This is a genomic window from Corallococcus sp. RDP092CA (assembly GCF_041903675.1).
In the GTDB taxonomy this organism is placed as follows: Bacteria; Myxococcota; Myxococcia; order Myxococcales; family Myxococcaceae; genus Corallococcus.
Genome location: NZ_JAYESI010000009.1, coordinates 138,262 through 160,814, shown reverse-complemented (window position 1 = coordinate 160,814; position 22,553 = coordinate 138,262). Strand labels below are relative to the sequence as shown.

Annotated in this window: 19 protein-coding genes and 1 pseudogene; 6 read left to right on the top strand and 14 right to left on the bottom strand. The window is 71.6% G+C overall.

Annotated elements, in window-relative coordinates; translation table 11 throughout:
- Positions 1–46: 46 nt before the first annotated feature.
- From U8525_RS12915 to U8525_RS12895, 5 genes and pseudogenes are all read right to left on the bottom strand, one after another.
- On the bottom strand, positions 47–199 hold the full coding sequence (locus U8525_RS12915) for a hypothetical protein (protein WP_374265279.1): 153 nt from the start codon (positions 197–199) through the stop codon (positions 47–49).
- Positions 153–2,387, bottom strand: coding sequence for a DPP IV N-terminal domain-containing protein (locus U8525_RS12910; protein ID WP_374265277.1), 2,235 nt, complete (start codon positions 2,385–2,387; stop codon positions 153–155). Before U8525_RS12910 ends, U8525_RS12915 begins: the two co-directional genes overlap by 47 nt.
- A gap of 29 nt (positions 2,388–2,416) precedes the next feature.
- Positions 2,417–3,811 carry a PLP-dependent aminotransferase family protein gene (locus U8525_RS12905; protein ID WP_374265424.1) on the bottom strand — a complete coding sequence of 465 codons (1,395 nt, stop codon included), beginning with the start codon at positions 3,809–3,811 and terminating at the stop codon, positions 2,417–2,419.
- 72 nt (positions 3,812–3,883) lie between these two features.
- Positions 3,884–4,278, bottom strand: a pseudogene (locus U8525_RS12900) (hypothetical protein); the annotation flags it as partial.
- Between the two features lie 39 nt (positions 4,279–4,317).
- Positions 4,318–5,634, bottom strand: a complete 1,317-nt coding sequence (locus U8525_RS12895) for a putative sensor domain DACNV-containing protein (RefSeq protein WP_374265275.1) — start codon at positions 5,632–5,634, stop codon at positions 4,318–4,320.
- A gap of 238 nt (positions 5,635–5,872) precedes the next feature.
- On the opposite strand from U8525_RS12895, the gene U8525_RS12890 reads away from it, so the two are divergent.
- Together U8525_RS12890 and U8525_RS12885 are read left to right on the top strand one after the other, a co-directional pair.
- Positions 5,873–6,142: a hypothetical protein gene (locus tag U8525_RS12890; RefSeq protein ID WP_374265273.1), complete on the top strand. Its 270-nt coding sequence runs from the start codon at positions 5,873–5,875 to the stop codon at positions 6,140–6,142.
- Between the two features lie 30 nt (positions 6,143–6,172).
- The gene (locus U8525_RS12885; RefSeq protein ID WP_374265271.1) at positions 6,173–7,549 is read left to right on the top strand and encodes an amidohydrolase family protein; all 1,377 of its coding nucleotides are present in this window, start codon (positions 6,173–6,175) and stop codon (positions 7,547–7,549) included.
- A gap of 9 nt (positions 7,550–7,558) precedes the next feature.
- On the opposite strand, the gene U8525_RS12880 is transcribed toward U8525_RS12885, so the two are convergent.
- Positions 7,559–7,861: a hypothetical protein gene (locus U8525_RS12880; protein WP_374265269.1), complete on the bottom strand. Its 303-nt coding sequence runs from the start codon at positions 7,859–7,861 to the stop codon at positions 7,559–7,561.
- A 195-nt stretch (positions 7,862–8,056) separates the two neighbouring features.
- Between U8525_RS12880 and U8525_RS12875 the strand changes: the two genes are divergently transcribed.
- From U8525_RS12875 to U8525_RS12865, 3 genes are all read left to right on the top strand, one after another.
- On the top strand, positions 8,057–8,530 hold the full coding sequence (locus U8525_RS12875; protein WP_374265267.1) for a YqaA family protein: 474 nt from the start codon (positions 8,057–8,059) through the stop codon (positions 8,528–8,530).
- 178 nt (positions 8,531–8,708) lie between these two features.
- On the top strand, positions 8,709–10,427 hold the full coding sequence (locus U8525_RS12870) for a lamin tail domain-containing protein (protein ID WP_374265265.1): 1,719 nt from the start codon (positions 8,709–8,711) through the stop codon (positions 10,425–10,427).
- Between the two features lie 99 nt (positions 10,428–10,526).
- Complete coding sequence (locus tag U8525_RS12865) at positions 10,527–11,147, top strand: glutathione S-transferase family protein (protein ID WP_374265263.1); 621 nt, start codon at positions 10,527–10,529, stop codon at positions 11,145–11,147.
- A gap of 390 nt (positions 11,148–11,537) precedes the next feature.
- Here U8525_RS12865 and U8525_RS12860 read toward each other — a convergent pair whose 3' ends face one another.
- From U8525_RS12860 to U8525_RS12825, 8 genes are all read right to left on the bottom strand, one after another.
- Complete coding sequence (locus U8525_RS12860; RefSeq protein ID WP_374265261.1) at positions 11,538–13,220, bottom strand: S28 family serine protease; 1,683 nt, start codon at positions 13,218–13,220, stop codon at positions 11,538–11,540.
- Positions 13,221–13,294: 74 nt separating this feature from the next.
- Entirely contained in the window at positions 13,295–15,628 is a 2,334-nt protein-coding gene (locus tag U8525_RS12855; protein ID WP_374265259.1) for an Ig domain-containing protein, read from the bottom strand.
- A 26-nt stretch (positions 15,629–15,654) separates the two neighbouring features.
- On the bottom strand, positions 15,655–16,089 hold the full coding sequence (locus U8525_RS12850; protein ID WP_374265257.1) for a hypothetical protein: 435 nt from the start codon (positions 16,087–16,089) through the stop codon (positions 15,655–15,657).
- Positions 16,079–18,448: a hypothetical protein gene (locus U8525_RS12845; RefSeq protein ID WP_374265255.1), complete on the bottom strand. Its 2,370-nt coding sequence runs from the start codon at positions 18,446–18,448 to the stop codon at positions 16,079–16,081. Before U8525_RS12845 ends, U8525_RS12850 begins: the two co-directional genes overlap by 11 nt.
- On the bottom strand, positions 18,435–18,800 hold the full coding sequence (locus U8525_RS12840) for a c(7)-type cytochrome triheme domain-containing protein (protein WP_374265253.1): 366 nt from the start codon (positions 18,798–18,800) through the stop codon (positions 18,435–18,437). The genes U8525_RS12845 and U8525_RS12840 overlap by 14 nt, the downstream gene beginning before the upstream one ends.
- The gene (locus U8525_RS12835; RefSeq protein WP_374265251.1) at positions 18,797–18,994 is read right to left on the bottom strand and encodes a hypothetical protein; all 198 of its coding nucleotides are present in this window, start codon (positions 18,992–18,994) and stop codon (positions 18,797–18,799) included. The genes U8525_RS12840 and U8525_RS12835 overlap by 4 nt, the downstream gene beginning before the upstream one ends.
- Positions 18,991–19,593, bottom strand: coding sequence for a NapC/NirT family cytochrome c (locus U8525_RS12830; protein WP_374265249.1), 603 nt, complete (start codon positions 19,591–19,593; stop codon positions 18,991–18,993). Before U8525_RS12830 ends, U8525_RS12835 begins: the two co-directional genes overlap by 4 nt.
- 94 nt (positions 19,594–19,687) lie before the next feature.
- Positions 19,688–20,035 (bottom strand): hypothetical protein, encoded by a 348-nt coding sequence (locus U8525_RS12825; protein ID WP_374265247.1) that lies wholly within the window; start codon positions 20,033–20,035, stop codon positions 19,688–19,690.
- A gap of 335 nt (positions 20,036–20,370) precedes the next feature.
- Here U8525_RS12825 and U8525_RS12820 point away from each other — a divergent pair, with 335 nt between their 5' ends.
- Positions 20,371–22,551, top strand: coding sequence for a peptidase (locus U8525_RS12820; RefSeq protein WP_374265245.1), 2,181 nt, complete (start codon positions 20,371–20,373; stop codon positions 22,549–22,551).
- The last annotated feature ends 2 nt before the right edge of the window (positions 22,552–22,553 follow it).

The following is a 22,553-nucleotide window of genomic DNA, read 5'->3' as shown; positions in this document are numbered from 1 at the left end:
GAAGTCCTCCGGTCCCCGGACTCTAGCGGCCTGGAGGGTGAAGGCCTCACACCTCCTTGAAGGACATGCCGGTGGCGCCGGTGCGCTCCAGCGCCGTCTTCAGGTCCTCGGAGACGATGAGCGCGACGCTCCAGCCCCAGGGGCGGACGGCCTCACCGGGGCTCGCCGAGCTCCCGCAGGAAGAACCTTCGCACATCATCCAGGTAGTACCGGCCTCGGGGGTTGTGGTCCTCGCCGGGCATGAGCAGCAGGTCGAAGTGCTTGTTCGCGCGCACCAGCGCCTGGGCCATCCGCATCGTCGTGGACAGCGATGCGTTCACGTCGCTCGTTCCGTGCATCAGCTTGAGCGCTCCCTGGAGCTTGTCCGCCAGCGCTTCGTTGGACCCCGCCGCGTAGCCTTCCGGGTTCTCTGACACGAGGCCCATGTTCGGCTCGTTGATGATGGCTTCTTCCGTCAGGGCTCCCGGTGCTCCCGCGTAGCCCGCCTTGAAGAACTCCGGCGCCGTCAACATGCCTCGCAGCGCGAAGTAGCCACCCCAGGAGTGACCCTGGATGCCCACCCGCTCCAGGTCCATGTAGGGCCGGCTGGCCGCCGCCTGCTTCAGCGCCGCGACATGATCCGGAATCTCCGTCTGGCCTACCCGGCCGTAGTTCACGTCCTGGAACGCCTTGCCGCGTCCCGGCGTGCCCCTCGCGTCCAGCACCATCGCGATGAACCCGAGCTGCGCCAGCGAATGCGCGAAGCGCGACTCATACGAGCCCACGTAGCTCCACGGCACCATCGTCGTGAACGGCCCCGCGTAGATGACGTCGATGACCGGGTAGCGCTTCTTCGGATCGAAGTTCCACGGCTTGTAGAGCACTCCGTGGAGCGGCGTGACGCCGTCCGCGGCCTTGACCGTGATGCCTTCCGGCGGCGTGTAGTGCAGCTCCGCCAGCGCTCGCGTGTCCGCCTTCGCGTAGCGGAAGGACGGACGCCCCTCCGTGGACACCACGTCCCAGACCCGGGGCTGCTCGCGGCTGGAGTGCCCGTCCACGAAGTAGCGCGTGGAAGGGGACAGCTCGGGCCGGTGCACTCCGGGCTCGGGCGTCAGGGACTTCAGCGCCCCGCCTGACATGCCCACGCGGTACACCCGCCGGTCATAGGGGGCCTTGGGCCCCGCGGAGGCCACCACGAAGATGGCATCCGACTCTGGTGTGATGCCCACCACGGAGTGGACCGGGAACGCGCCCCGGGTGAGCTGGCGCACGAGCTTGCCGGAGTCGTCATACAGGTAGACGTGACGCCAGCCGTCGCGCTCGGACATCCAGAGGAAGTGCCGGTGGTCCGGCAGCGGCTTCACCTGCTGTGACCAGCCCTCCATCGCGAAGTCCAACGCCCCCACGAAGGTCTCCTTCCGCTCCTCTCGCAGCACGCGGCGGCGCTGGCCCGTCGCAGGGTCCACCGCCACCAGGTCCAATCGCTTTCCATCCCGGGAGAGCTGGAGCACCAGCGCTTCACGCCCATCCGGGCGCCAGCCCGCGAACCAGGCGTAGTGCTCCTCCGCGTCGCCCGGCGCGGGTGTCACCTGTCCTGACTCCACCGTGACGAAGTGCAGCTCCGAGCGCATCAGCGGCGTGCCCGTCTTGGAGTAGGGGACCCACGTCACCTTCTCCAGCGGGGTGCTGGAGTCGACCACCGGAATCCGGTGCATGCCCCGCATGTCGTCGCGCCAGACCGCGAGGAACCGCCCCTGGGGAGACCACGCGGCTTCGGGCAGCCGCCAGGGCGAGTCCTCCGTGCCGGTGCGCTCCAGGAGGGTCGCGCCCTTCGCGTCCACCACCGCGAACCCCGTGCCCCGCTGTGCCGCGACTCGCCCTCCGTCCGACGACACGCTGTTGCCGGGCGCGAGCGACAGCGCGGCCGGATGCGTGGGCTCGAGCGCCACGAGTCGCTTGTCGGTGAGGCCCAGCGAGAACGCTCGGCCCTGGACGGTGAAGACGATGCCCTTCGCATCGGGCGTGAGCTTGAACGGGACGACGGCGGGCAGCGCCCCGGGCTTTCCGAGCAGCGCCGTGAGCTGGGCGCGCAGGGACTCCGCGTCCAGCAGGGGCTGCTGGGTGCGCCGCCGCCCATCCACCAGGACCCACGTCTCCCGGTAGGGCTCGACCCTGGACCAGTAGATGAACCGGTCGCCCTCGGGCAGCCACCGGGGCGGTGTCAGCGTGTCTCGGATCCGCTCCGCCCAGTGGAACGAGGCTTCCGAGAAGTCCAGCCGCGCCTGGAGCGTGTCCCCGGCTTCCTCCGCCCCTGCCGTCACCCAGGGGACGGCGAGCCCCATGAGGACGAGCACGAGGCGCGCACGCGACAGGAATCCACCACCGCGGTGGGACAGGGAAGGCGTCATGGGGAGCTCCGGGAACGAGGGGAACGACGTCAGGCGAGGCGCCGCGGTGTCGGGGACGTGGCGCTCAGAAGCTCGGCCAGCGTCTTCAGGCCTCGCTCCAGTTCCTCGCGGGAGCTGGCCGCGCCCAGCGACACCCGGAGCGCATTGGGAGCCTGGCCCGGACGGGCCGCGAACAGGTGCGCCGGGCCGAGCAGCACGTCGCGTGCGGCGGCGGCTTCCACCACTTCCGTGGCGCGGCGATGTTCGGGGATGGGCATCCACAGGAAGTACGCGCTGGGGTGCGCGACATAGGGGTGGCCCTGCAGCATCTTCGCCGCCAGGGATTGCCGGGCCCTGGCTTCCGCTCGCCGCGCGTCGCGCAGGGATTCGGCCGTGCCATCCGTCACCCACTGCGTGGCCAGCGCGTTCAGCAGGGGAGCCCCCGACCAGACAGTCGCCGCGGCGGCGTGCTCCAGCGCCTGCCGCGACGACGGCTCCGGCATCCGGAGGTAGCCGACGCGCAGCGCGGGCAGCACCGCCTTGGACAGGCTCCCCAGATGGTAGGTGCGCTCGGGGGCCAGGGCGGCCAGGGGCGTGGGCGCCTTCGCCACGAGCGGCGCCAGCGCGCCGTTCTCGATGACGGTGACGTCGAACTCCCGGCAGACCTCGACCAGCGCCTGCCGCCGCTTCAACGGCATGACGACGGTGGTCGGGTTGTGGTTCGTGGGGGTGCAGTAGAGCACCCGCGCCTGGCTCCTCCGGCAGGCCTCCGCGAGCGCCTCCGGCACGAGCCCCTCTGAGTCCAGCGCCACCGGATGCGTGGGCATCCGCAGCCACTCCGCGGCGGCGAGGACGCCGGGATAGGTGACGTCCTCCACCAGCAGGCCGCCCGGGTGCGCGAGCAGGGACAGCGCCATCAACGTCGCGTGCTGGGCCCCGCTGCTCACGACGACGTTCGCGCTCGTCGCCGGCACGCCCGCGAGCTCCAGCCAGCGAGCCCCCGCCGCCCGTTGGGGCTCCGTGCCCGCGTGCGCCTGATAGCCGCTGAGCGCGCCCAGGTCCGCGCGCTCGCCCAGCCGTTGAAGCGCGGCGGCGAGCGCCAGGTGCCCCAGGTCGCCGGGGACGATGGGCACCGCCGTGGGCCCCAGGTCGATGCGCGTCCGGTCGAGCTGGGGCGAGTAGCGGTCCCCCTCCCGCAGGTTCTTCACGAACGTCCCGTTGCCCACCTGGCTCCAGATGAGTCCCCGCCGCTCTGCCTCCGCGTAGGCCCGGGTCACCGTTCCCAGGGAGGTCCCCAGGGCGCTCGCGAGCTCCCGGTGCGTGGGCAGCCGGTCTCCCGCGCGCAGCCTCCCCGCGCTGATGTCCGCCGCGAGCGCGTCGACGAGCGCCCCGTACAGGGGGCCTTCGGAACGCTTCAGGCGCGGCTTCCAGTTGGATTGGGACATGATTCGGATTGTACCATGACAATCCGAGGCGTGTGCCAGGACCCTGGCGGGCTCCCTCCGCGGGCGGCTCTCCACTTCCATGAACCCCCTGCCGGTGGCGCCGGTGCGCTCCAGCGCCGTCTTCAGGTCGTCGGAGACGGTCAGGGCGATGGACCAACCCCAGGTGCGGAAGACCTTGGCGTCGCCCACTTGCGACGGGTCGATGCGCATGCCGTGCACGGAACGGTACTGGCCTGCCTTCTCGGGTGCTTGTGCTTGATGGGAGCCCAGTCCTGCGAAGAGTCGGATGTCATCGGGTGCAAGCTCCGCGAAGACCGTGGCCACGTTGACGCGGAGGGTGGGCGTCCTCCCGATGCCTGCTTCGGAGGAGTCCAGCGGCTTTCCAGGCGCGTCGATGTGAAATCGGCGGTGGCCTGGCTGGGCTTCCCCGCGCTGAACATCCCTGGGGCCTCGGCCTCATCTGCCAAGCTGAAGCAGCGCCCTGCCCAGCCGCTGCATGTCGGGCTTCAGTCCTCGGTCAGCAGGAGGCTCCAGAGCAGCACCTTCTTCTTGCCGGGTGGCCGGTGCAGGCAGCGCAGCGGGCCGTCCTGGGACGCCACGAAGACGATGGCTCCAGAGTGCTGGTTCGCGAAGACCGCCGCGGCCCGGTGGCGCGAGCCGTGCTGGTTGATGGGGTAGTGCGGCCCGGGCCGCCCCTGGAGCGTGCGCGCCTCGAAGACCTGTGGCGGACCGCTGCGCGGGATGGCGATCTGATACCCCGCGCAGAGCACCTCCAGCTCCGGCCCCAGCACCAGTGCGTTGTCCACCGCCGTGAACTGCCCGATGCTCTCCACCAGCGCCTGGAAGTCGCTCTCCGTCGCCTTGTCGTCGTGCTCGGCGGCGGCCTTCTTCAGCTCCGGATCCTCTTCCTCCTCCGCCGCCTTGCCGGCCTCCGCCTGCCACGCGCCGTTGATGAGGTCCGCCCGCGCCTGCACGAAGCGCTGCAAGCGCTGGCGCAGCAGCGAGCCCTGCTCCGACGGCAGGACGTACTTGCCGCGCGTGCGGAAGCGCTCCACGTCGTGCTGCTTGGGCAGGAACGCGATGAGCCCGCCGTGGTGCAGGCCGGACATCCTCCGGATGAGCCCCTGCACCGCGTTGGACACGTACCACTCGCGGTTGCCGCCCATCAGCGGCTGCACCTTGGGCAGCGACTCCACCAGCGTCGAGCACATCTCCATCAGCGCCGCGCGCACCGCGCTGTCCTCGTGGAAGAGCAGGTCGTGCAACGCCACGCGCCGGCCCGGCGGCACAGGCGCGCCCTGCTCGTAGCGGAACACCTCGCGCCCCTGCGTGCTCACCACCAGGTGGCCCGGCTCCGGCGCGTGGAGGATGAAGACGTCCTCCTCGCCCTCCGCGTGGAACTCCGTGTACTCGACCCGGCGCGCCAGCCCCTGGATGCGCAGCTTGCCCTCGCGCGGCCCCACCACCACCGCCGTGCGCGGCAGGTTCGCCGCGGGCGCCAGCTTCACCAGCGCCTCCACGCTGAAGTCGGTGATGCTCGACTTGGGCTCCAGCGGCAGCGTCTCCCAGGCCTGGCGCTTGCCCTTCTGTCCGCCGACGTAGACCGTCTCGCGCACCGCCTGCAGGCCCTGCAACCCCTGCGCGTGGTAGGCGATGCGCACGCGCGTGGCCTCGCCCTCCTCCCGGCCCAGGCTTGCGAAGAACACCGTGTCCGCCAGCACGACCAGCAGCTTCAGCGTCGGTTCGGCGAGCGGCGTCTTGGCGAACTGCCGGAGCCACCCGCGCAGGGCTTCTCCGGGATATTGCAGGCCGGGTTCATCCATCGGTCGGGCAGCATAATCACGGCGCAGGGATTCCCGCTGGAAGTCGCGCATGCGCCGCGATGCGGCGTCCATTTCCCGCCAGGCGTCCGGCGCGCATCCGGCCTGTAGCACCGCAGGCCTTCCAGGGGCATGCCGCCAGCACCCGCGCGGGTGCCGGTCCGCCGAGCGGCGCTCCAGCGTGGCGAGACCTCCAATGCGATTCGCGCGGACCTTCGAGGCACTCGCGGAAGGAGGTGACATGTCCCGACAGGCCACCGCTTCCAGGACCTCCGTGCACGTCGCCGTGCTGGGGCACATCGAGCGTGGCCACGCACTGGCCAGGCCGGGCAGCATCAAGCCGCGCAGGGCGTTCAAGGCGCAGCGCTTCGCCCTGTCGAAGGCCGGCGGCGGCCGTCACGCTCCGTTCTTCACGAACGACTGTCCACGGTTCTACTTCCGCACCCCGGAGGTGACGGCGTGGCGAAGCCACCGGACGGCAAGGGTTGTCCCCGTCCGGACGCGCTCCTAGGGTTTCCTCGTCCCCCGAGGAGCCCGCCCCATGCGCACGCGTTCCCTGACCGCCTCCCTGCTCGCCCTCGCGCTGCTGTCGCTGTCCGCCAGCGCGGCGCCTGCCGCCTCGCGCGCCGTCGTCTTCCGGGGCGGGACGGTGCTGGACGGCACCGGGGGAAAGCCGCTGGAGGAGGGCGCGGTGGTGGTGCGCGACGGGCGCATCGTCTCCGTGGGGCCCGCCAGCAACGTCAAGGTGCCCAAGGGCGCGGAGGTCATCGACTTCAAGGGCCAGACGCTGCTGCCCGGCCTCATCTCCGACCACAGCCACGTGGGCCTGACGTCCGGCACCGCCACGGGCGCTCAGAGCTACACGCGGGAGAACGTCGAGAAGCAGCTGCGCCAGTTCGCCGCCTACGGCGTCACCACCGTGACGGCGCTCGGGATGAACCGGCCCCTGTTCAACGAGCTGCGCAAGGAGGCCCACGCGGGCACCTTCGCCGGCGCGGACCTCTTCGGCGCGGGGCAGGGCATCGGCGTGCCGGAGGGCGGCCCGCCCCAGGCGATGACGAACAACGCCCCCGACCAGGTCTTCCGCCCCACCACCGCGGAGGAGGCCCGCGCCGCCGTGCGCACGCTGGCGAAGCACCGCGTGGACCTGGTGAAGGTCTGGGTGGACAGCTTCCTGGGCAAGGTCCCCAAGATGAGGCCGGACATCTACAAGGCCGTCATCGACGAATCCCACAAGCAGGGCCTCCGCGTCGCCGCCCACATCCACGACCTGGAGGACGCGAGGGCCGTGGTGGACGCGGGCGTGGACATCATCGCCCACGGCGTCCGCGACCAGCCCGTGGACGCCGCCTTCATCCAGGCGATGAAGCAGCGAGGCGTCTGGTACGTGCCCACGCTGGCGTTGGACGAGGCCACCGTCGTCTACGCGGATCAGCCCCAGCTCGTGGACGACCCCCTCCTGCGGCCCGCGCTGTCCCCGGAGCTGCGCGCGCAGCTCACCGACGCCGCGTGGCGGAAGAAGACCCTGGAGGACCCCAAGGCCCAGGAGGCGCGCCACGCCCTCTCCACCAACCAGGCCAACCTCAAGGCGCTCTACGACGCGGGCGTGAAGGTGGGCTTCGGCACGGACTCTGGCGCCACCCCGCTGCGCATCCCCGGCTACGCGGAGCACCGCGAGCTGAGGCTGATGGTCGGCGCGGGCCTCACGCCGGGCCAGGCCCTGGCCGTCGCCACCGGGAACGCGGCGGACCTGCTCAAGCTCCAGGACCGGGGCCGCATCCAGCCCGGCCTGCGCGCGGACCTCGTCCTCGTGGAGGGCGACCCCGCCGCCAGCATCACCGCAGTGGACCGCGTCACCGGCGTGTGGCGCCAGGGGCGCAAGGTGGCGGGGCCGCTCGTCCCGGCCCCCTCGCCCTGAGCCCGCGGCTCATTCCTCGATGGGCGGCTGGAGCGTGCCGAACCGCTCGATGCCCTGGTCCAGCGCGGAGCGCACCGCGTGCAGCAGGGCGCCGTCCGACAGCCGCCGCACCAGGATGATGCCCTGGGCCACGTAGGACGGCGCGCCGCCCAGCCGGGCCTCCAGCGCTTCCAGCGTCAGCACGGTGAGCACGAAGCGGCGCCCGTCGCGCAGCCGGACCACCAGGTCGCGGGAGCCCTCGAAGTGCAGCGCCGGGTTCTCCGCGACGAGCAGGGAGGCGAGCCGCTCATCCTCCGTGTCGATGGTCCGCATGCCTGACCGTTCGTGCGTCGAGCGTCGCATGACAGGCACGATGGAGACTGCGACTCGCGCCTACAACCCCTGCCGGTGGGCGAGCCGCGTCGCCGGACAGCTCCCCGGCCCCGAGGGACGGGGTGGGCGGGCAGGGGAGCGGTGACGCCGGACAAGACGAACGCCCCGCGCCGGGTGTATGGCCCCAGGCCTCTCATGCCCGCCGAGCCCTCCACCCTGTCCACCTGGGGCCTCCCCGGGATGTTCGTCGTCGCCATGCTGGCGGGCTCCGTGGTGCCGGTGCCCTCCGAGGCGATGCTCGCCACGCTCATCTACAATGGCGCGCCGCCGGTGACGGCCACCGTGGTGGCCACCGTGGGGAACGTGCTGGGCGCGCTGACGCTCTACCTCCTGGGTCAGTGGGTGTCTCGCGGCGGTGGCGGGGCCGTGGGCCGCTGGGTGGAGCGCCGCCGGCAGAAGGACGGCCCGCGCATGGCGCGCGTGGAGGCGAACCTGCGCACCTGGGGCGCGCCCGCGCTGCTCATGTCGTGGCTGCCCATCCTGGGGGACGCGTTCGTGCTCGCGGGCGGCTTCGTGGGCGTGCGGCCCCTTCCCTTCGTCGTCTTCGTCACCCTGGGCAAGGGCCTGCGCTACGCCTTCGTCGCGCTGTCCACCACGGCCGCCATGTAACAATGCGTAACATTGCGCGCGCCCCGAGGACGGGAGGCGCCGCTCACGCAACGTTTCAGGGAATGTGACGGATAAACGGCGGTGGCGCCGTGTACGCGGAATACTGCGTCCGCGGCCCTGCCGTGATGTCCCTGAACCTCTACGGCTCCCGGGTTCGCCGGGAGCAGGATGATACAACGTGAGCCTGAAACAGAATCTCCTCCGGCGGCCCGCCGCCTCCTGGCGGACGTGGTCCTTCACGCTGGTGTGCGCGGCGCTGGGCGCGTGCGGTGGCTCGGTGGAGGCGGACGCGGAGGCGACGGCGCCGGAGCTCGTCGCGCGCGAGGACTCGCTGGCCAACGTGCGGCTGCGCCTGATGGCGGCCAACCTGAGCAGCGGCACGGGCCAGGACTACGACCCGGGCCACGGCATCCGCATCTTCCAGGGCACCGACCCTGACGTCGTGATGATCCAGGAGTTCAACTACAAGACGGACTCCGCGGCGGACATCCGCAGCTTCGTGGACACGGCCTTCGGCACGGGCTTCTCTTACTACCGCGAGTCCGGCGCGCAGATTCCGAACGGCATCATCAGCCGCTACCCCATCATCGCCTCCGGCGAGTGGGATGACACGCAGGTGTCCAACCGCGACTTCGCGTGGGCGCGCATCGACATCCCGGGGCCCAAGGACCTGTGGGCCATCAGCGTGCACCTGCTGACGAGTAACTCCAGCGTCCGCAACACGGAGGCGTCCAACCTGGTGAAGTTCATCAACGCCAACGTGCCCGCGAGCGACTACCTGGTCATCGGTGGTGACTTCAACACCGGCAGCCGCAGCGAGGCGGCCTTCAGCACCCTCTCCAGCGTGGTCTCCACGGCGTCGCCGTACCCGGCGGACCGCAATGGCAACACCAACACCAACGCGAGCCGCAAATCGCCCTACGACCACGTGCTGGTGGACAGCGACCTGCGCGCCTACCAGACGGCGGTGGTGATTGGCTCCAGCAGCTTCGCCAACGGCCTGGTGGCGGACACGCGCGTGTACTCGCCCATCTCTGAGATCTCTCCGGCGCTGTCGGGCGACAGCGGCGCGTCCGGCATGCAGCACATGGGCGTCATCAAGGACTTCCTCATCCCGGGGGACGGCGCGACGTCCTCGGTGACGGTGCTGTCGCCCAACGGCGGTGAGAGCTGGGTGGCCGGCTCGTCGCACACCATCACCTGGACGGCGTCCGGCATCTCCAACGTGAAGGTGGAGTACTCGCTGAACGGCTCCACCTGGACGACGATTACGTCCAGCACGGGCGCGTCCTCCGGCAGCGTGGCGTGGACGGTGCCCTCCAGCGCCACCACCAGCGCGTGGGTGCGGGTGAGCGACGCGAGCAACGCCTCCGTGAACGACCTGTCCAACGCGGCCTTCGCCATCACCACGGGTGGCTCGGGTGGCACGGGCAACGTGTTCATCAACGAGGTGCTCATCAACGAGGCGGGCTCGGATGTGAACGGCGAGTTCGTGGAGCTGGTCAACAGCGGCACGGCGGCGGTGGACCTGAGCGGCTGGACGGTGTCGGACGGCACGGCCGTGCGCCACACCTTCGCCAGCGGCACCACGGTGGCGGCGGGCAAGGCGGTGGTGGTGTTCGGCGGCGCGTCCGGCATCCCCTCGGGCACGCCGGGCGCGGTGGCCGCGTCCACGGGGTCGCTGAACCTGGGCAACAGCGGTGACACCGTCACGGTGAAGAACAGCGCTGGCACCGTGGTGAGCACGGCCACGTTCGCCTCGTCGCTCGCGGGCACGGACGGCGTGTCCGCCAACCGCAGCCCGGACGGGTCCTCCACGGCCAGCTTCGTGCTGCACACGGGCGTGTCCAGCCTGAGCAGCTCGCCGGGCAAGCGCGCCAGCGGCGCCGCGTTCTAGTGATGAACATCGCTCCTCCGGACAGCGTGGGTCCGGAGGAGCGACCTGGGAGACTGTGCCCTGCGCGTCCCGCTTCCGGGCGCGAGGAGCCCTCCCCGCATGCTGAAGGTCCATCACCTCTCTGAATCCCGCTCGCAGCGCATCCTCTGGCTCCTGGAGGAGCTGGGGCTCGACTACGAGGTCATCCGCTACGAGCGCGATCCGAAGACGGGGTTCGCCCCGCCGGAGCTCAAGGCCATCCACCCGCTGGGCAAGTCGCCGCTGGTGGAGGACGGCGGCCGGGTGCTGGCGGAGTCCGGGGCCATCATCGAGACGTTGGTGCGCAAGTACGGCCAGGGCCGGCTGGCGCCCGCGCTGGAGGACCTGGACCGGTACACGCACTTCCTGCACTACGCGGAGGGCTCCGCGATGCTGCCCATCGTGCAGCTGCTCTACGTGAAGCGGCTGGGCGACGCCGCGGCGCCCATCAAGCCGCGCATCGACTCCGAGCTGAGGAACCACCTGGGCTACCTGGAGGGAGCACTCCAGGGCCGCGAATACCTGGTGGGTGATGCGCTGACGGGCGCGGACATCCAGCTGAGTTTCGTGCTGGAGGCCGCGAAGTCCTTCCGGGTGCTCGGGGAGTTTCCGAACCTCACGGCCTATCTCGACCGGTTGCACGCGCGCTCCGCCTACCAGCGGGCCCTGGAGCGGGGCGGGCCGTACAAGATGGGGAGCTGAGCGCCAGAGGTTCGCCGGCGCGAGGTACGCCGCGAGGTTGCGCGGGACGCGACGATGGCTGCGTGGGTGTCCTGATGCCAGCGCCGGAGCCAGGGCATAGGCAGGGGCGCCCGCCGGGAGCGCTTTGTGGAAACCTGTCCGACAGTCGGACAGGTTTCGCAGCTTCGGGTCCGGGGCCGTGAACCTGTCGGACAGTCGGACAGGTTTTCGTCACGGGGGGCCGGGGGCGCGCTGCCCTGGCGGTCGACGCCGATGATGGGCTCGCGGTGGTCGCTTCGTGGGTTGCCGCGATGTCAGTCCCCCATGGCTTCATGAGCCGTGGCGGCTGCACCGCAGGCCCTCTCCTGAACGAGGGCCTGCGTCGAGGGTGCCCGAACGGGGCTTCGGTGCTCAGTGCGTCGCCGTGCGTAGCCGGGGCGGCACGTGGGGGCCGAAGACGGGCGGTTCCTCCGACAGCGATGCCTTCGGCGCGTTCTTCAGCGCGGCGATGCCCATCCAGCGGTTGAGCGTGGCCTTCGCCTCCGCTTGCTGCTCCGCCGGGAGCTGGCTGATGCGCGCCCCGTGGTTCCCGCCCGCCACCGTATACAGATAGGAATCCTGCGCGTTGCCCAGCGTGTAGGCCGCCGCGGTCCACGGGTCGTAGCTGCCGTAGATGAACATCAGGCGCTGGCCCTGCGTGGACACCCAGGTCTGGATGTCCGGCATGGCCTCGGGACGGAACTCGAACGGGATGCCCGGCGGCGAGTACACCTCGCCCGTGTCGGTGGCCGGGAAGTGGATGAGCGTGCCCAGGTGCTTCTCGTAGGGCTGGGGCCAGCCCAGCTCCGCCGCCGCCTGGTAGTAGTAGGCGGTGTACGGCGCGAGCCCCTGGTCCGAGAACGAGCTGATGCCGACCTCGTAGTCCAGCGCGTCGAACAGCGCCTCGTCCGTCGCGGTGGTGCCGGGGATGTTCCGGGTGCAGTTCGCCGCGGAGTCGTACTGCCAGAAGGCGAAGTAGGTCTCGATGACGGCGTGCTCCAGCGTCAGCTCCCGGCCCAGCTGCGAATAGGTCAGGTCGTTGGCCGCGGCATAGGCGTCCACGAGGGCGAGCATCCGGTCCCGGCGCGAGAGCACCTCGCGTTGGAAGGCCCACAGCCGCTCGCGGCAGGCCACCTGCGCATCGCCGCCGACGGTGTCCTGGAACGTCAAGAACCGTTCGTCGTCGCGCTTCGCGATGGGCGCCACGTACGCCACGGTGGCGTCCACGTCGTCCGGGTGGAAGCGACGGAAGAACACCACCGTCTCGCCGCCCTTGCTGCCGCCCGTGGAGACCCACTTGCCGGTGTAGATGGGCTTGAGCGCCTGGGTGATGCGGTGGAAGTCATCCGCTGACTGGCGGATGGTGAGGTGGCTCCAATCCGCGGGCGACGGGATGCTCGGCGCGAAGAAGCGGTGCTCCACGGAGAGCTGGTTCGCCGCCAGGAGCTGCGCGGGCTCCGAGCGGCCCGTGCCGGTGGAGACGTTGTAGCCGCTGGTGGAGAGCACCATCGGGCTGGTGTCCGCCTTGTGCATCAGCGTCAAGCGCTGCTCGAAGCGCTGGCATTCCGGGTGGGCGTGGTCCGACGGCTGGTTGTAGCGCAGGAGGAAGAGCCGGTAGCCCGCCGGCACGTTCACGCCGTTGGGGTTCTCCTGGACGGTGAGGCCCGGGATGGCCTGGAGCCGGACCGCGATGTCCAGCGACGTGTCCTGGATGACGCCCAGGTCCGGAGGCGTGTCGACCCAGCCGCTCGGGGTGCACGCCTCCACGCCCGCGTCCGTCTCCGTGCCCGCGTCGATGTCGGCCCCCGCGTCCGTCTCCGCGCCGGCGTCGGCGCCGGTGCCCGCGTCGGTCTCCGTCCCCGCGTCGGTGTCCGTGCCTGCGTCCGCGCCCGTGCCGGCGTCCGTGGTCTGGGTGCCGCCGTCGGGGCGCGGGTCATCCGGCCCCTCGTCGTTGCAGGCCACCGGTCCCCCCAGCAGCATGAGCAGGGGGACGAGCGACGCCCAGCGGGCCAGGCGCGCCGGCTTGGAGGGAAGGGAGAGCAGGAGGGGCTTCATGGGTCCGCGTTCCTCGGCGACCGCGCTCGCCGGGCGTGTCCCGGCGAGCGAGTGCCCGAGCGCGGATTCCACCCTCAAGGCCGGAGCATGTTCAAGGGGGCCGCCCCCGTGAGGTCCTCGACGCTGTCATAGAGGAGCTGCCCGACGTAGTTGAAGTTGTGGGCCCAGGCGCCGGGGTCCTTCTTGCTCAACTGGTAGTTGTGGGCGGCCTTCACCAGCGCCGGCGTGAACGGCGCGAACGCGTTGGCGGAGACAGACTCCGTGGCGCTGCACGCGCCGTCCTTGTCCGTGTCCTTGAAGAAGTACGGGTTGACGTCGCCGTTGTAGCAGAGGCCGTTGCCGGTCACCCCTCGCATGGCGGTCATCAGGCGCGCGGCCATCCCCTCCACCTCCGCCTCCAGGGGCTCCGCCGTGTTCCCGTCGCCGTCGTAGTCCGACACGTGGACGAGCCGGATCTGCTCCGCCGCGCGCTGGTCCGCGTGGCACGTCTCACAGCGCTCGCTCCACACGTCCTGGATGCGGAAGGTGTGGTTGCTCTTGCCCGGGACGTGGCAGCTCGTGCACTGCACCCCGCCCATGTGCGTGAGGCGGCCGGCGTAGGTCTTGTTGGGGTACTCGTAGCCGATCTTCGCCAGCGTCCCCTCGCGCGTCCCCGCGGCCGGCAGGTAGTGCACGTTCTGGAACCGCGGCGTGCCCCCCGCGCTCAGCGCCGTGTCGATGGTGGCCTTGGAGGCGCGGCCGATGTGGCAGTTGGCGCAGAGGTTGTCCTGGCCCGGCAGGTTCACCGTCTTGCCGTCCGGCAGCCACGTCTGGGCGGGGACGAAGACGTCGTAGTCCGGCTCGAAGCTCTCGTGGCAGGTGGAGCACTCCAGGCCGTTGCCGGTCTCCGGCACCAGCTGCCCGACCCCGTACTGGACGAAGAAGCGGTAGCCCTGCGCGCCGCTGTGGCAGCGCGAGCAGCTGGCCTGGACGGCCTCGCTCGAGTCCCAGTTGCGCGCCGCCTTGCTCGCGCCGTTGAAGTGGCCCGGATCGTTGCGCACCAGCAGCGACGTGTCGAAGGGCACGGTCAGCGCCGTGTTCAGCGACTGAATCGAGTCATGCAGCAGCTGGATGAGGTACTTCGCGTTGTGCGCGAACGCGCCCGGGTCCACCCGGGACAGCTGGTAGTTGTACGCCGCCTTCTGCAGGCGAGGCGTCCAGCTGGCGAACGTGTTGGCCGTGGTGGTTTCGTCCTGGGCGCAGGTCCCGTCCCCATTGGTGTCCCGGAACCAGTACGGGTGGGTGTTGCCGTAGCAGAGGGGCTGGGCCCGCTCCGCGCCGTACCGCTGGATGGCGGTCAGCAGCCGGTCCCGCAGGCCCTGGAGCTCGTAGTAGATGCCCTCGGTGCGGTTGTTGTCCCCGTCGTAGTCCTGGTTGCGCGAGGCGATCTGCCGGATGTCCCAGGCCTTCGTGACGTCGGTCACGCCGGGGTGGCAGGTGGCGCAGGCCTCCCAGCGGACGCGCGTGGTGTGCGGGTCGTGGCACTCGTTGCACTTGTCGAAGCCGGGCACGTGACGGAAGCGCGAGTCGTAGAGCTGGTCCGCGTACTGGTAGCCGCCCGCGGCCTGGTTGGCGAAGAGCGTCGCGCCCGCGGGGGAGTAGTGGATGTTGGTGAAGCCCAGGGTGGGCGAGGCGGTGTCCTCGCCCACCACGCCCGCGTCCGCGACCTGCGCGTCGAGGTCCCTGCCCGCGGTGCGCCCCTGGTGACACACCACGCACCTCGCCTCCGGGCCCAGGCTGGTGACCTGCTTGCCCGAGGGGAAGGTCACCGCGGTCAGGCGGGAGGCGGCGCTGTCGTGGCACGTCTCGCAGCGGACCAATGACTGCGTCGGCGCGGGGGCGTCCACCTTGCCGGGGGCGGAGCCGTCACCGCCCAGGAAGTCGATGTAGCCCTCCGAGCTGTGGCACCGCGCGCAGGTGGTGGGGACGAGGCCGTCCTCGTTCCAGTGGGAGAAGGCCTCGGCGGTGGTGTCCGCGTGTGGCGAGCCCGACCAGGCGAGGTAGTAGGGCACCAGGCTGGGGTCGACGCCGGCGTCGCCCGCCTGGGCGCCCAGCACCACCACCACGTGGCGCGCCTCCAGCCTGGAGCTCGCGCCGGTGACCTTGATGGCGGTCTCTCCCGCGCCCACGCCCGTCACCTGCCCGGAGTCGTCCACGGTCGCGATGGCCGGGTCCTCGCTCTCCCAGTGGTAGCCGTCGTCGGTGGACTCGCGCGTGGTGGCCGTGAGCTGGAGCGTCTGCCCCACGAGCACCGAGTGCGGCCCGTCGATGAGGATCTCCGGGTGGGGCGTCTCCAGCCTGGCGCAGGCGCTCAGCGCGCAGGCCAGCAGCAGCAGCGGTCCGACCAGGAGCAGGAGGGGTCGTCTCATGGGGGCCGCCTCGGGAAGAAAGTGCGTCATGGTTGAGCGCCTCCGGAGATCCACGCCAGGAGGGTCTGGTACTCCGGGGTGCCCTCGCCGTAGACGGCCCCGCCGCCGTGGCCCGCGCCGGAGGCCTTGCGCAGCAGCCGGCTGGCGGAGGGGTTGGAGGTGTCCGTGAGGGAGAGGGCCGCCGCGTAGTCCGCGTCGGCATCGCCCGTCAGCAGGAAGGAGGTGCTGCCCGCGGCGCCCCCGCTGCGATGGCAGCTCTGGCAGCCGGCGGTGAGGAGCGGCTGGACGTCGCTCGTGAAGGACACGGCGCCTCCTCCGTCCCCATCGCCGCCGCCGTCGATGGGGGGCGCGCCGGCGTCGACGGCGACGGGGCCGCGCTCGAAGTCCGCGCAGCCCAGGGCCAGCGCCACCGCCGCCATGAGGCCCACGGCCACGGGCTGGATGCGGGAGTCAGAACTCATACGCCACCATCAGCCGGGTGAAGTCGTCCGGCGTCTCGTCTGTCTTCTCCAGGTTCCAGAACTGGAAGAGGCCGGCGCTCAGGCCGCGCCACCGGGCCACCACCCCCACGTTGTGGCTGGAGCCGTCCTCCCGGGTGAGCGCGGTCGAGTCCAGGATGAGGCCCCTCCGGTTTCCAAACGTGCGCAGGCCCTGCCGGTACTGGACGTAGAGCCAGTCCGTGGGGTGGTAGCGCAGCTGCAGGTAGCTGGCGAAGTGGTAGTAGTCCGCGCCCGGCCCGCCGTAGCCCTCCGCCTCGCCTCCGGAGACATCCGCGCGCAGCAGCCCGGCGCCCAGGGAGAAGTGCTCCAGCACCGGGAGGCCCCTCGGACGCCACACCGCCAGGTCCAGCGCCTGGAGGAACAGGCGGCGTCCGAACCCCAGCGAGTTGTAGTACGGCGAGTACCAGAGGTTGATGGGGCCCCAGGCGGCGCCGAGCCGCGCCCCTACGCCCAGGCGGGTGTCCTCCAGCGGGGCCAGGTCCGACTGGAGGTTGAGCACCGCGTCCGCGCGCTTCAACCGGTAGCCGGAGATGACATAGGCGTCACCGGAGAGGGCGAGCGGTCCCAGGCGTCGCTCCACGTTCACCGTGAGCCCCTCCCGGGCGAACACCACCGGGAGCACCCGCTGGTCGAAGCCAGCGAGCCCGCCGTAGCTGTGGTGGTAGAGCGGATCTCCGCCGAAGGGCACCAGCACCTTGCCGCCCCGGGCGAACACCTTCACCGGCCAGGAGGCCCCGCTGATCCGGTAGCCCACCTCCCAGAGCTGGAGCGACAGGACCTCCAGGGTGAGGGTCACCGGGTCCTCGGCGGACTGCCGCGTCAGGAAGAGGAAGTGGTGGTAGCTGCGCAGCGCGCTCTCCCCCTCCGACTTGAAGGGGTGGTCGTTGTAGTTGACGCGCTCGTAGTTGAGGTCGAAGCGGCCGTTCAGGCTCAGCGAGCCAAGCCCCGGAAAGGTCCCCAGCGACACTCCGCCGTGCGGGCCCGCCGGTCCGTGCTGGCTGGCCGGGGAGGAGGGCGGTGCCGGAGGGGCCGCGGCGGGCCCGGGCCCGGTGGAGGCGGGTGGGGTGGTGGCCGCGACGGCGTTCCCGGCGGCAGGTGGGGGGGCCGCCGTCGCGCCCGCGTCAATCCACCGGGCCAGGAGCGCCAACTGCGCGCTCCCCGGGGCCCACACCGCTCCGCCCGGATGCGCGTCGCCTCGCGCGCGCTGGTAGAGGAGGCTGGTGGCGGCCGAGCCGGGCACGACCAGGGGGGCCACCGACCGCAGGTGCTGCTCCGGATCCGCGTGGGTCACGTAGCGGCTGGCGCCCGCCATCCCGTCCGCGGCGTGACAGCTCGAGCAGTCCGCCAGCAGCGCTTCGTGGACACCCGGCGCGAAGCGCTGCGCGGCCGAGGCGTCCTCGGAAGGAGGCCCCGCGCTCGCGGGAGCGGCGGGTGCCGGCGGGGAGGCGGTGCCGGGCGCTGGGCTGGCGCCGGGAGGCGTGGCGCTGCCGGGCGCTGGGCTGGTGCCGGAAAGCGTGGCGGTGCCGGGCGTTGGGCTGGTGCCGGAAAGCGTGGCGGTGCCGGGCGTTGGGTTGATGCCGGGAGGCGTGGCGGTGCTTGGCACTGGGTTGGCGCCAGGAGGCATGGCGGTGCCTGGCACTGGGTTGGCGCCAGGAGGCGTGGTCGCACCAGGTGCCGGATTGGCGCTGGGATGCGCGGACGCGGGCGCTCCGTCGTGGGAGGGACGGGGCGCGCCAGGGCCGGCGGCGGCCGGCGCGGCGGGAGCGCCACCGCGTGCCTTGCCGGGCGGGGCGCCTCCCTCAATCCACCGCAGGATCGTCGCGTACTCCGCCGACTCCACCGCGAGGACCTTCCTGCCTCCGTGAAGCGCGGTGCCGGTGCCCTTCTTGAGCAGCGGGCTCTGGGCGGCGGTGGCGGGCTGCACGAAGCGCAGGGTGGCCTCGTAGTCCCCGGGCTCGCCCCGGAGCACCCAGCGGGACCGGGACGCCATTCCCTCCGGGCCGTGGCAGGACTTGCACGCCTTCTCCAGGATGGGCCGGACGTCCTCCGCGAAGCCCGGGACGCGCGGCCGGTTCGCGCCGGCGGGCGTCCGCGCGGGAGGGCCGGGCGGGGGCCTGATGGCCTCCGGAGTGGGGGAGGTCGCTCCCGCGTCGGGGACGCCCGCGTCGGGCGCCGCCTGCGCGGGGGGCGGCTTGATCCCCAGCCGCTCCTGGAGCTGCCGCCGCTTCTCCTCCTGCGACTGCGCTCGCGCGGCGCCGGGCACGGACAGCACCAGCGCGCAGGCGAGCAGCGCCCAGGGGCCCAGGTCAGCGACGCGCATGGCACGCCTCGCAGTTCATGGAGCGCCAGGCCGTGGCGGTCTGGCCGTCGTGGCAGCGCCCGCAGTAGCGGCCCTCCCGCATGTCCTGGTGGGTGAAGCCCAGCCGGGCCTGCGGGAACGTGCCGGGGTGGCAGCTGTAGCAGTGCATGGAGCCATGCCCCCAGTGGGAGAACAGCGCCGGCGCCGGCGCGGCGCGCTCCTGGAGCGGCGGCAGCCGGACGTCCTGCGGCGAGTTCACGGCGAAGATGGGGGTCGTGAACAGGAGGAGGGCGACGAGCCCCACCCGCCACCGCCCCGCGTGGAGGCGGGCCGACCCGGAGGGACGCGAGGCGTCGGACGGGGAGAACGTCATAGGGCCTTCTGCTCCTTCAGGATCCTCCAGACCGTGACGCCGTAGAGCAGGACCCCCAGCAGGACCAGGGGCACGCCCACCGCGGTGGACACCACGAACGTCAGCGGGGTCCAGGAGAGGCGTGCGAAGAGTTGGATGAGCAGCCCCGCAAGGACGACGAGGGCCGCCACCCGGATGCGCTTGTCGTGGCTCATGGACGCGGTCGCTCCGGCAGCCAGAAGTTCTGGGCCTTCACGCCCTCCAGGTCATGCGCGAGGTCGTGGCAGGTCAGGCACGAGCGCGCTCCGCTCTGGAGCTCCGCCTGGAGCTCCTGGTGCGGCCCTGCCTCCAGGTACCCGCGCGCGTCGTTGTGGCAGTGGAGGCAGTTGTAGTTGGGATACGGCTGGTAGAGCCGGGGCTCCGGGGGGACGGTCCCGAAGTAGTGGACCCAGACGTGCCGCAGCCCGTTGAGCTTCGCCTTCGCGTCCCCGAAGAGCGCGTAGTCCGTGTGGCAGGAGAAGCAGGTGGAGTCGCGGCTGATGAGCCGCTTCTGGTAGTGGACCGCCGCCAGGGCGTTGGGGTTGTCCACGAAGAGGCTCTGCCCGTAGCGCTCCATCTCGTGACAGCCCATGCAGAACTGGGTCTGACTCGATTCGTGCACGCCCGCCACCACCCCGGCGCCGCTGACGGCCACCGGCAGGAGGGCCAGTCCGCCGAGCAGCATCAGGCGGCCCAGCCGGTTCGCGGTGAGGTAGCCCGCCGCGTAGGCGATCATCGCCACCAGCACCGCCGCCGTGGCGAGGATCACGATCATGAGGGTCGTCAGCGCATCCTCCATGGGGCCTGGATACCCCAACCCCGCGGGGTGGGTGATCCAGGAAATAGCAGACAGTCCAATCCTGGTGGGTTCACTCCGCGCGTTGGTGGAGCGGCGGCAGGGGGATGGCCTCCACCGCCGCCGTCTGGCCATCCACGCGCAGGTCCAGGAGGGCGTGGCCCTCTGGCGAGGCAAAGCGCAGCCACCAGGACGCCTCGCCCTGCTTCGCCATCACCAGCTCCAGGGCCGGCCCCTGGTTCCGCGCGAACGCGGCGCCCAGCCGCACCGCCTCCTCGTAGCCCACGGTGAGCGCCACCGAGGTGGGCGGAGGCGGCAGCGGGGCGGAGCGCTCCGCGCGGGGGGTGCTCGCGCAGCCTGAGGCGAGGAGGGCGGCGAGCAGGACGCCGCGAGGTGAGGTCCAGGACGGCGAGGGGGGCATGGGCGTTGGCTCCAGCGGAGAGCGGGGAGAAGGGACCACCTGTACGCTTCTGGGCACTGCGTGCTTCATACCGCGAAGGGCCGCCCCCCGCCCGCGGCGCGTCCCCCGGCGGGACGCGTGGGCGCCATGGACGGGAGCCTGAGCGCAATCATCGCGTGGGCGCGCTGGGCTGTCGCGCATTTCCTGCCGGAGGGGCTGACGCGGGAGCGACGTCAGGCGGGTGGGGCCGGTCCGCGGCCGCGCCGTTCCGCCCCGGGAGGCCCGGGCGACGGGCCGCTTGAGTCCACCCCGCACGCGGGGTAGCCACGCTCCATCACGTCTCCCCGGAGCCCGCCATGAAGCCCCTGCTGCTGGCCGCCGTCCTCGCCGCCGCGCCCGCCACCCCGCCGAAGCCCCCGGCCCCGGACGCCGGGCCCGCGCAGGCCGCGCAGCCCACCCTCAGCGTCCCCGGCGGGAAGTTCCTCCGCGCCCGCTCCGGCAACACCGCCGTCGCCCAGATGTTCGCGCCGGGCGTCGCGGAGCTGTCCCTGGCGGAGAAGCGCGTGGCGTGGTCCCTGACGCTCGCGGCGCACGCGGGCGAGGACATCGCGTTGGATCAGCTCGGCTGGAAGCTGGTGCCGGCGAAGCAGCTGCTGGAGGGCGTGTGGCTCTTCGGCCGGGACGCGCAGAGCGCCGCCTCCGGCTTCGACGCGAAGCTGGCGGACTACCTGCTGCGCTTCTACGGACACACCGGCAACCACGACAGCACCACCGGGCAGAAGTTCGTCCCGACCTTCACCGCGGAGGAGCTCGCGGCCGGGGCCTCGCGCGCGCTCGCGGCCGGCGCGCCCTGGACGGTGAGGGACGAGGCCTCGCTCCAGGCCTGGCTCCAGGAGCTGAAGCCCACCCTCTTCGACGCGGCCTTCGAGCCGCAGCTCACCTCCAAGGCCCCGCCGGCGGGACAGGACCTCCTCACCGCGTCCTCCAACACCGCCTACGGCCCCGGCGTGACGGAGAAGGACCTGGCGGGGTTCCAGGAGAAGTACCCGCTCAACTCGCGCGTGGTGAAGCAGGACGGCAAGCTCACGGAGCAGGTGTTCCGCGCGGGCACGCCGGACGGCCGGGTGAAGCCGGGCCTGTACGCGAAGGAGCTCTCGCGCGTCATCGCGCACCTCCAGGAGGCGATGAAGTCCGCCGAGCCCGCGCAGAAGGCCGCGCTGGGCAAGCTGGTGCGCTACTTCCAGACGGGCAGCCCCAAGGACTGGGACGCGTACAACATCGCGTGGCTCAAGGTGGACCCGAAGGTGGACGCCAACCTGGGCTTCATCGAGACGTACGTCGACCCGCGCGGCCACAAGGGCCAGTGGGAGGCGCTGGTCAACTACCGCGACGCGAAGGAGAACCAGATCATGGTCCTCATGGGCCAGAAGGCCCAGTACTTCGAGGACCGGCTGCCCTGGCCGGAGAAGTACCGCCGCAAGAAGGTCGCGCCGCCGGTGGCCAAGGCCATCAACCTCATCACCTCCAACCCGGAGCCGCCCGCGGGCATCAACCTGCCCAACGAGCAGCACATCCGGGAGAAGTACGGCAGCAAGAGCGTGATGATCACCAACGTCATGGACGCCGCCTCCGCGGTGACGCGGCTGCCGCTGGCGCTGGAGTTCTCCCGCACGGCGGAGGACCGGGAGCAGGCCCAGAAGTACTCCGTCACCGCGCGCAAGTGGCTGGTGGCCTTCCATGAGGTGCTGGGGCACGCCTCCGGCCAGGTGGACCCGAAGCTGAAGGGCCAGTCCCCGTCCGTCTTCCTCAAGGAGTACGACAACACGCTGGAGGAGGCGCGCGCGGACCTGGTCGCGCTGTGGCACGCGTTCGACCCGGCGCTCGCGGAGCTGTCGCCGGACCACGAGGCCATCGCGAAGCAGATGTACCGGGACTTCCTGGTGGAGGGGCTCACCAACCTGCGCCGCGTGGAGGTGGGCAACGCGTTCGAGGAGGACCACCAGCGCGGCCACCACATGACGGTGACGTTCCTGGAGGAGCGGGGCGCGGTGAAGCAGGTGACGCAGGACGGCCGCACGTACCTGGTGGTTCCGGACTACGCGAAGATGCGCGAGGCCGTGGGCGAGCTGCTCTCCCGGCTGATGGTCATCAAGGCCACCGGCGACTACGAGGGCATCCGCGCGCTGGTGCAGGAGAAGGGCATCCACTTCGACCCGAAGCTGCGCGACGAGGTCGCCCGCCGGGTGAAGGCCGTGGACGTGCCCACGGTGCTGCTGCTCAACTCCCCGCGCGTGGTGCCGGTGCTGGACGCGAAGGGGGCGCTGGTGGACCTGAAGGAGGACGCCGCGCAGGCCTTCGTGGATCAACACCTGGAGCGCAGCCTGCTGGGCCGGCTGTCCCCCGCGGAGGGGCTCCGCGTCGCCGCGAAGGTGGCGGCCTCTCCGGACGCGGTGCGCGAGGCGTTCCGGGAGCTGGGGCCGGACACGGCCGGGGCGCCGGCCCCCAAGAAGAAGGGCGCGGTGAAGGCCACGCCCTGAGC

What these genes read in the sequence shown, in the direction of transcription:
- U8525_RS12835 (WP_374265251.1), bottom strand. Translation starts at nt 18,994, where the DNA reads ATGAGCCACGACAAGCGCATCCGGGTGGCGGCCCTCGTCGTCCTTGCG.
- U8525_RS12910 (WP_374265277.1), bottom strand. Translation starts at nt 2,387, where the DNA reads ATGACGCCTTCCCTGTCCCACCGCGGTGGTGGATTCCTGTCGCGTGCG.
- U8525_RS12890 (WP_374265273.1), top strand. Translation starts at nt 5,873, where the DNA reads ATGTCCCGACAGGCCACCGCTTCCAGGACCTCCGTGCACGTCGCCGTG.
- U8525_RS12885 (WP_374265271.1), top strand. Translation starts at nt 6,173, where the DNA reads ATGCGCACGCGTTCCCTGACCGCCTCCCTGCTCGCCCTCGCGCTGCTG.
- U8525_RS12855 (WP_374265259.1), bottom strand. Translation starts at nt 15,628, where the DNA reads ATGAGACGACCCCTCCTGCTCCTGGTCGGACCGCTGCTGCTGCTGGCC.
- U8525_RS12825 (WP_374265247.1), bottom strand. Translation starts at nt 20,035, where the DNA reads ATGCCCCCCTCGCCGTCCTGGACCTCACCTCGCGGCGTCCTGCTCGCC.
- U8525_RS12865 (WP_374265263.1), top strand. Translation starts at nt 10,527, where the DNA reads ATGCTGAAGGTCCATCACCTCTCTGAATCCCGCTCGCAGCGCATCCTC.
- U8525_RS12820 (WP_374265245.1), top strand. Translation starts at nt 20,371, where the DNA reads ATGAAGCCCCTGCTGCTGGCCGCCGTCCTCGCCGCCGCGCCCGCCACC.
- U8525_RS12845 (WP_374265255.1), bottom strand. Translation starts at nt 18,448, where the DNA reads ATGCGCGTCGCTGACCTGGGCCCCTGGGCGCTGCTCGCCTGCGCGCTG.
- U8525_RS12895 (WP_374265275.1), bottom strand. Translation starts at nt 5,634, where the DNA reads ATGGATGAACCCGGCCTGCAATATCCCGGAGAAGCCCTGCGCGGGTGG.
- U8525_RS12840 (WP_374265253.1), bottom strand. Translation starts at nt 18,800, where the DNA reads ATGACGTTCTCCCCGTCCGACGCCTCGCGTCCCTCCGGGTCGGCCCGC.
- U8525_RS12880 (WP_374265269.1), bottom strand. Translation starts at nt 7,861, where the DNA reads ATGCGGACCATCGACACGGAGGATGAGCGGCTCGCCTCCCTGCTCGTC.
- U8525_RS12830 (WP_374265249.1), bottom strand. Translation starts at nt 19,593, where the DNA reads ATGATCGTGATCCTCGCCACGGCGGCGGTGCTGGTGGCGATGATCGCC.
- U8525_RS12875 (WP_374265267.1), top strand. Translation starts at nt 8,057, where the DNA reads ATGCCCGCCGAGCCCTCCACCCTGTCCACCTGGGGCCTCCCCGGGATG.
- U8525_RS12860 (WP_374265261.1), bottom strand. Translation starts at nt 13,220, where the DNA reads ATGAAGCCCCTCCTGCTCTCCCTTCCCTCCAAGCCGGCGCGCCTGGCC.
- U8525_RS12905 (WP_374265424.1), bottom strand. Translation starts at nt 3,811, where the DNA reads ATGTCCCAATCCAACTGGAAGCCGCGCCTGAAGCGTTCCGAAGGCCCC.
- U8525_RS12850 (WP_374265257.1), bottom strand. Translation starts at nt 16,089, where the DNA reads ATGAGTTCTGACTCCCGCATCCAGCCCGTGGCCGTGGGCCTCATGGCG.
- U8525_RS12915 (WP_374265279.1), bottom strand. Translation starts at nt 199, where the DNA reads ATGATGTGCGAAGGTTCTTCCTGCGGGAGCTCGGCGAGCCCCGGTGAG.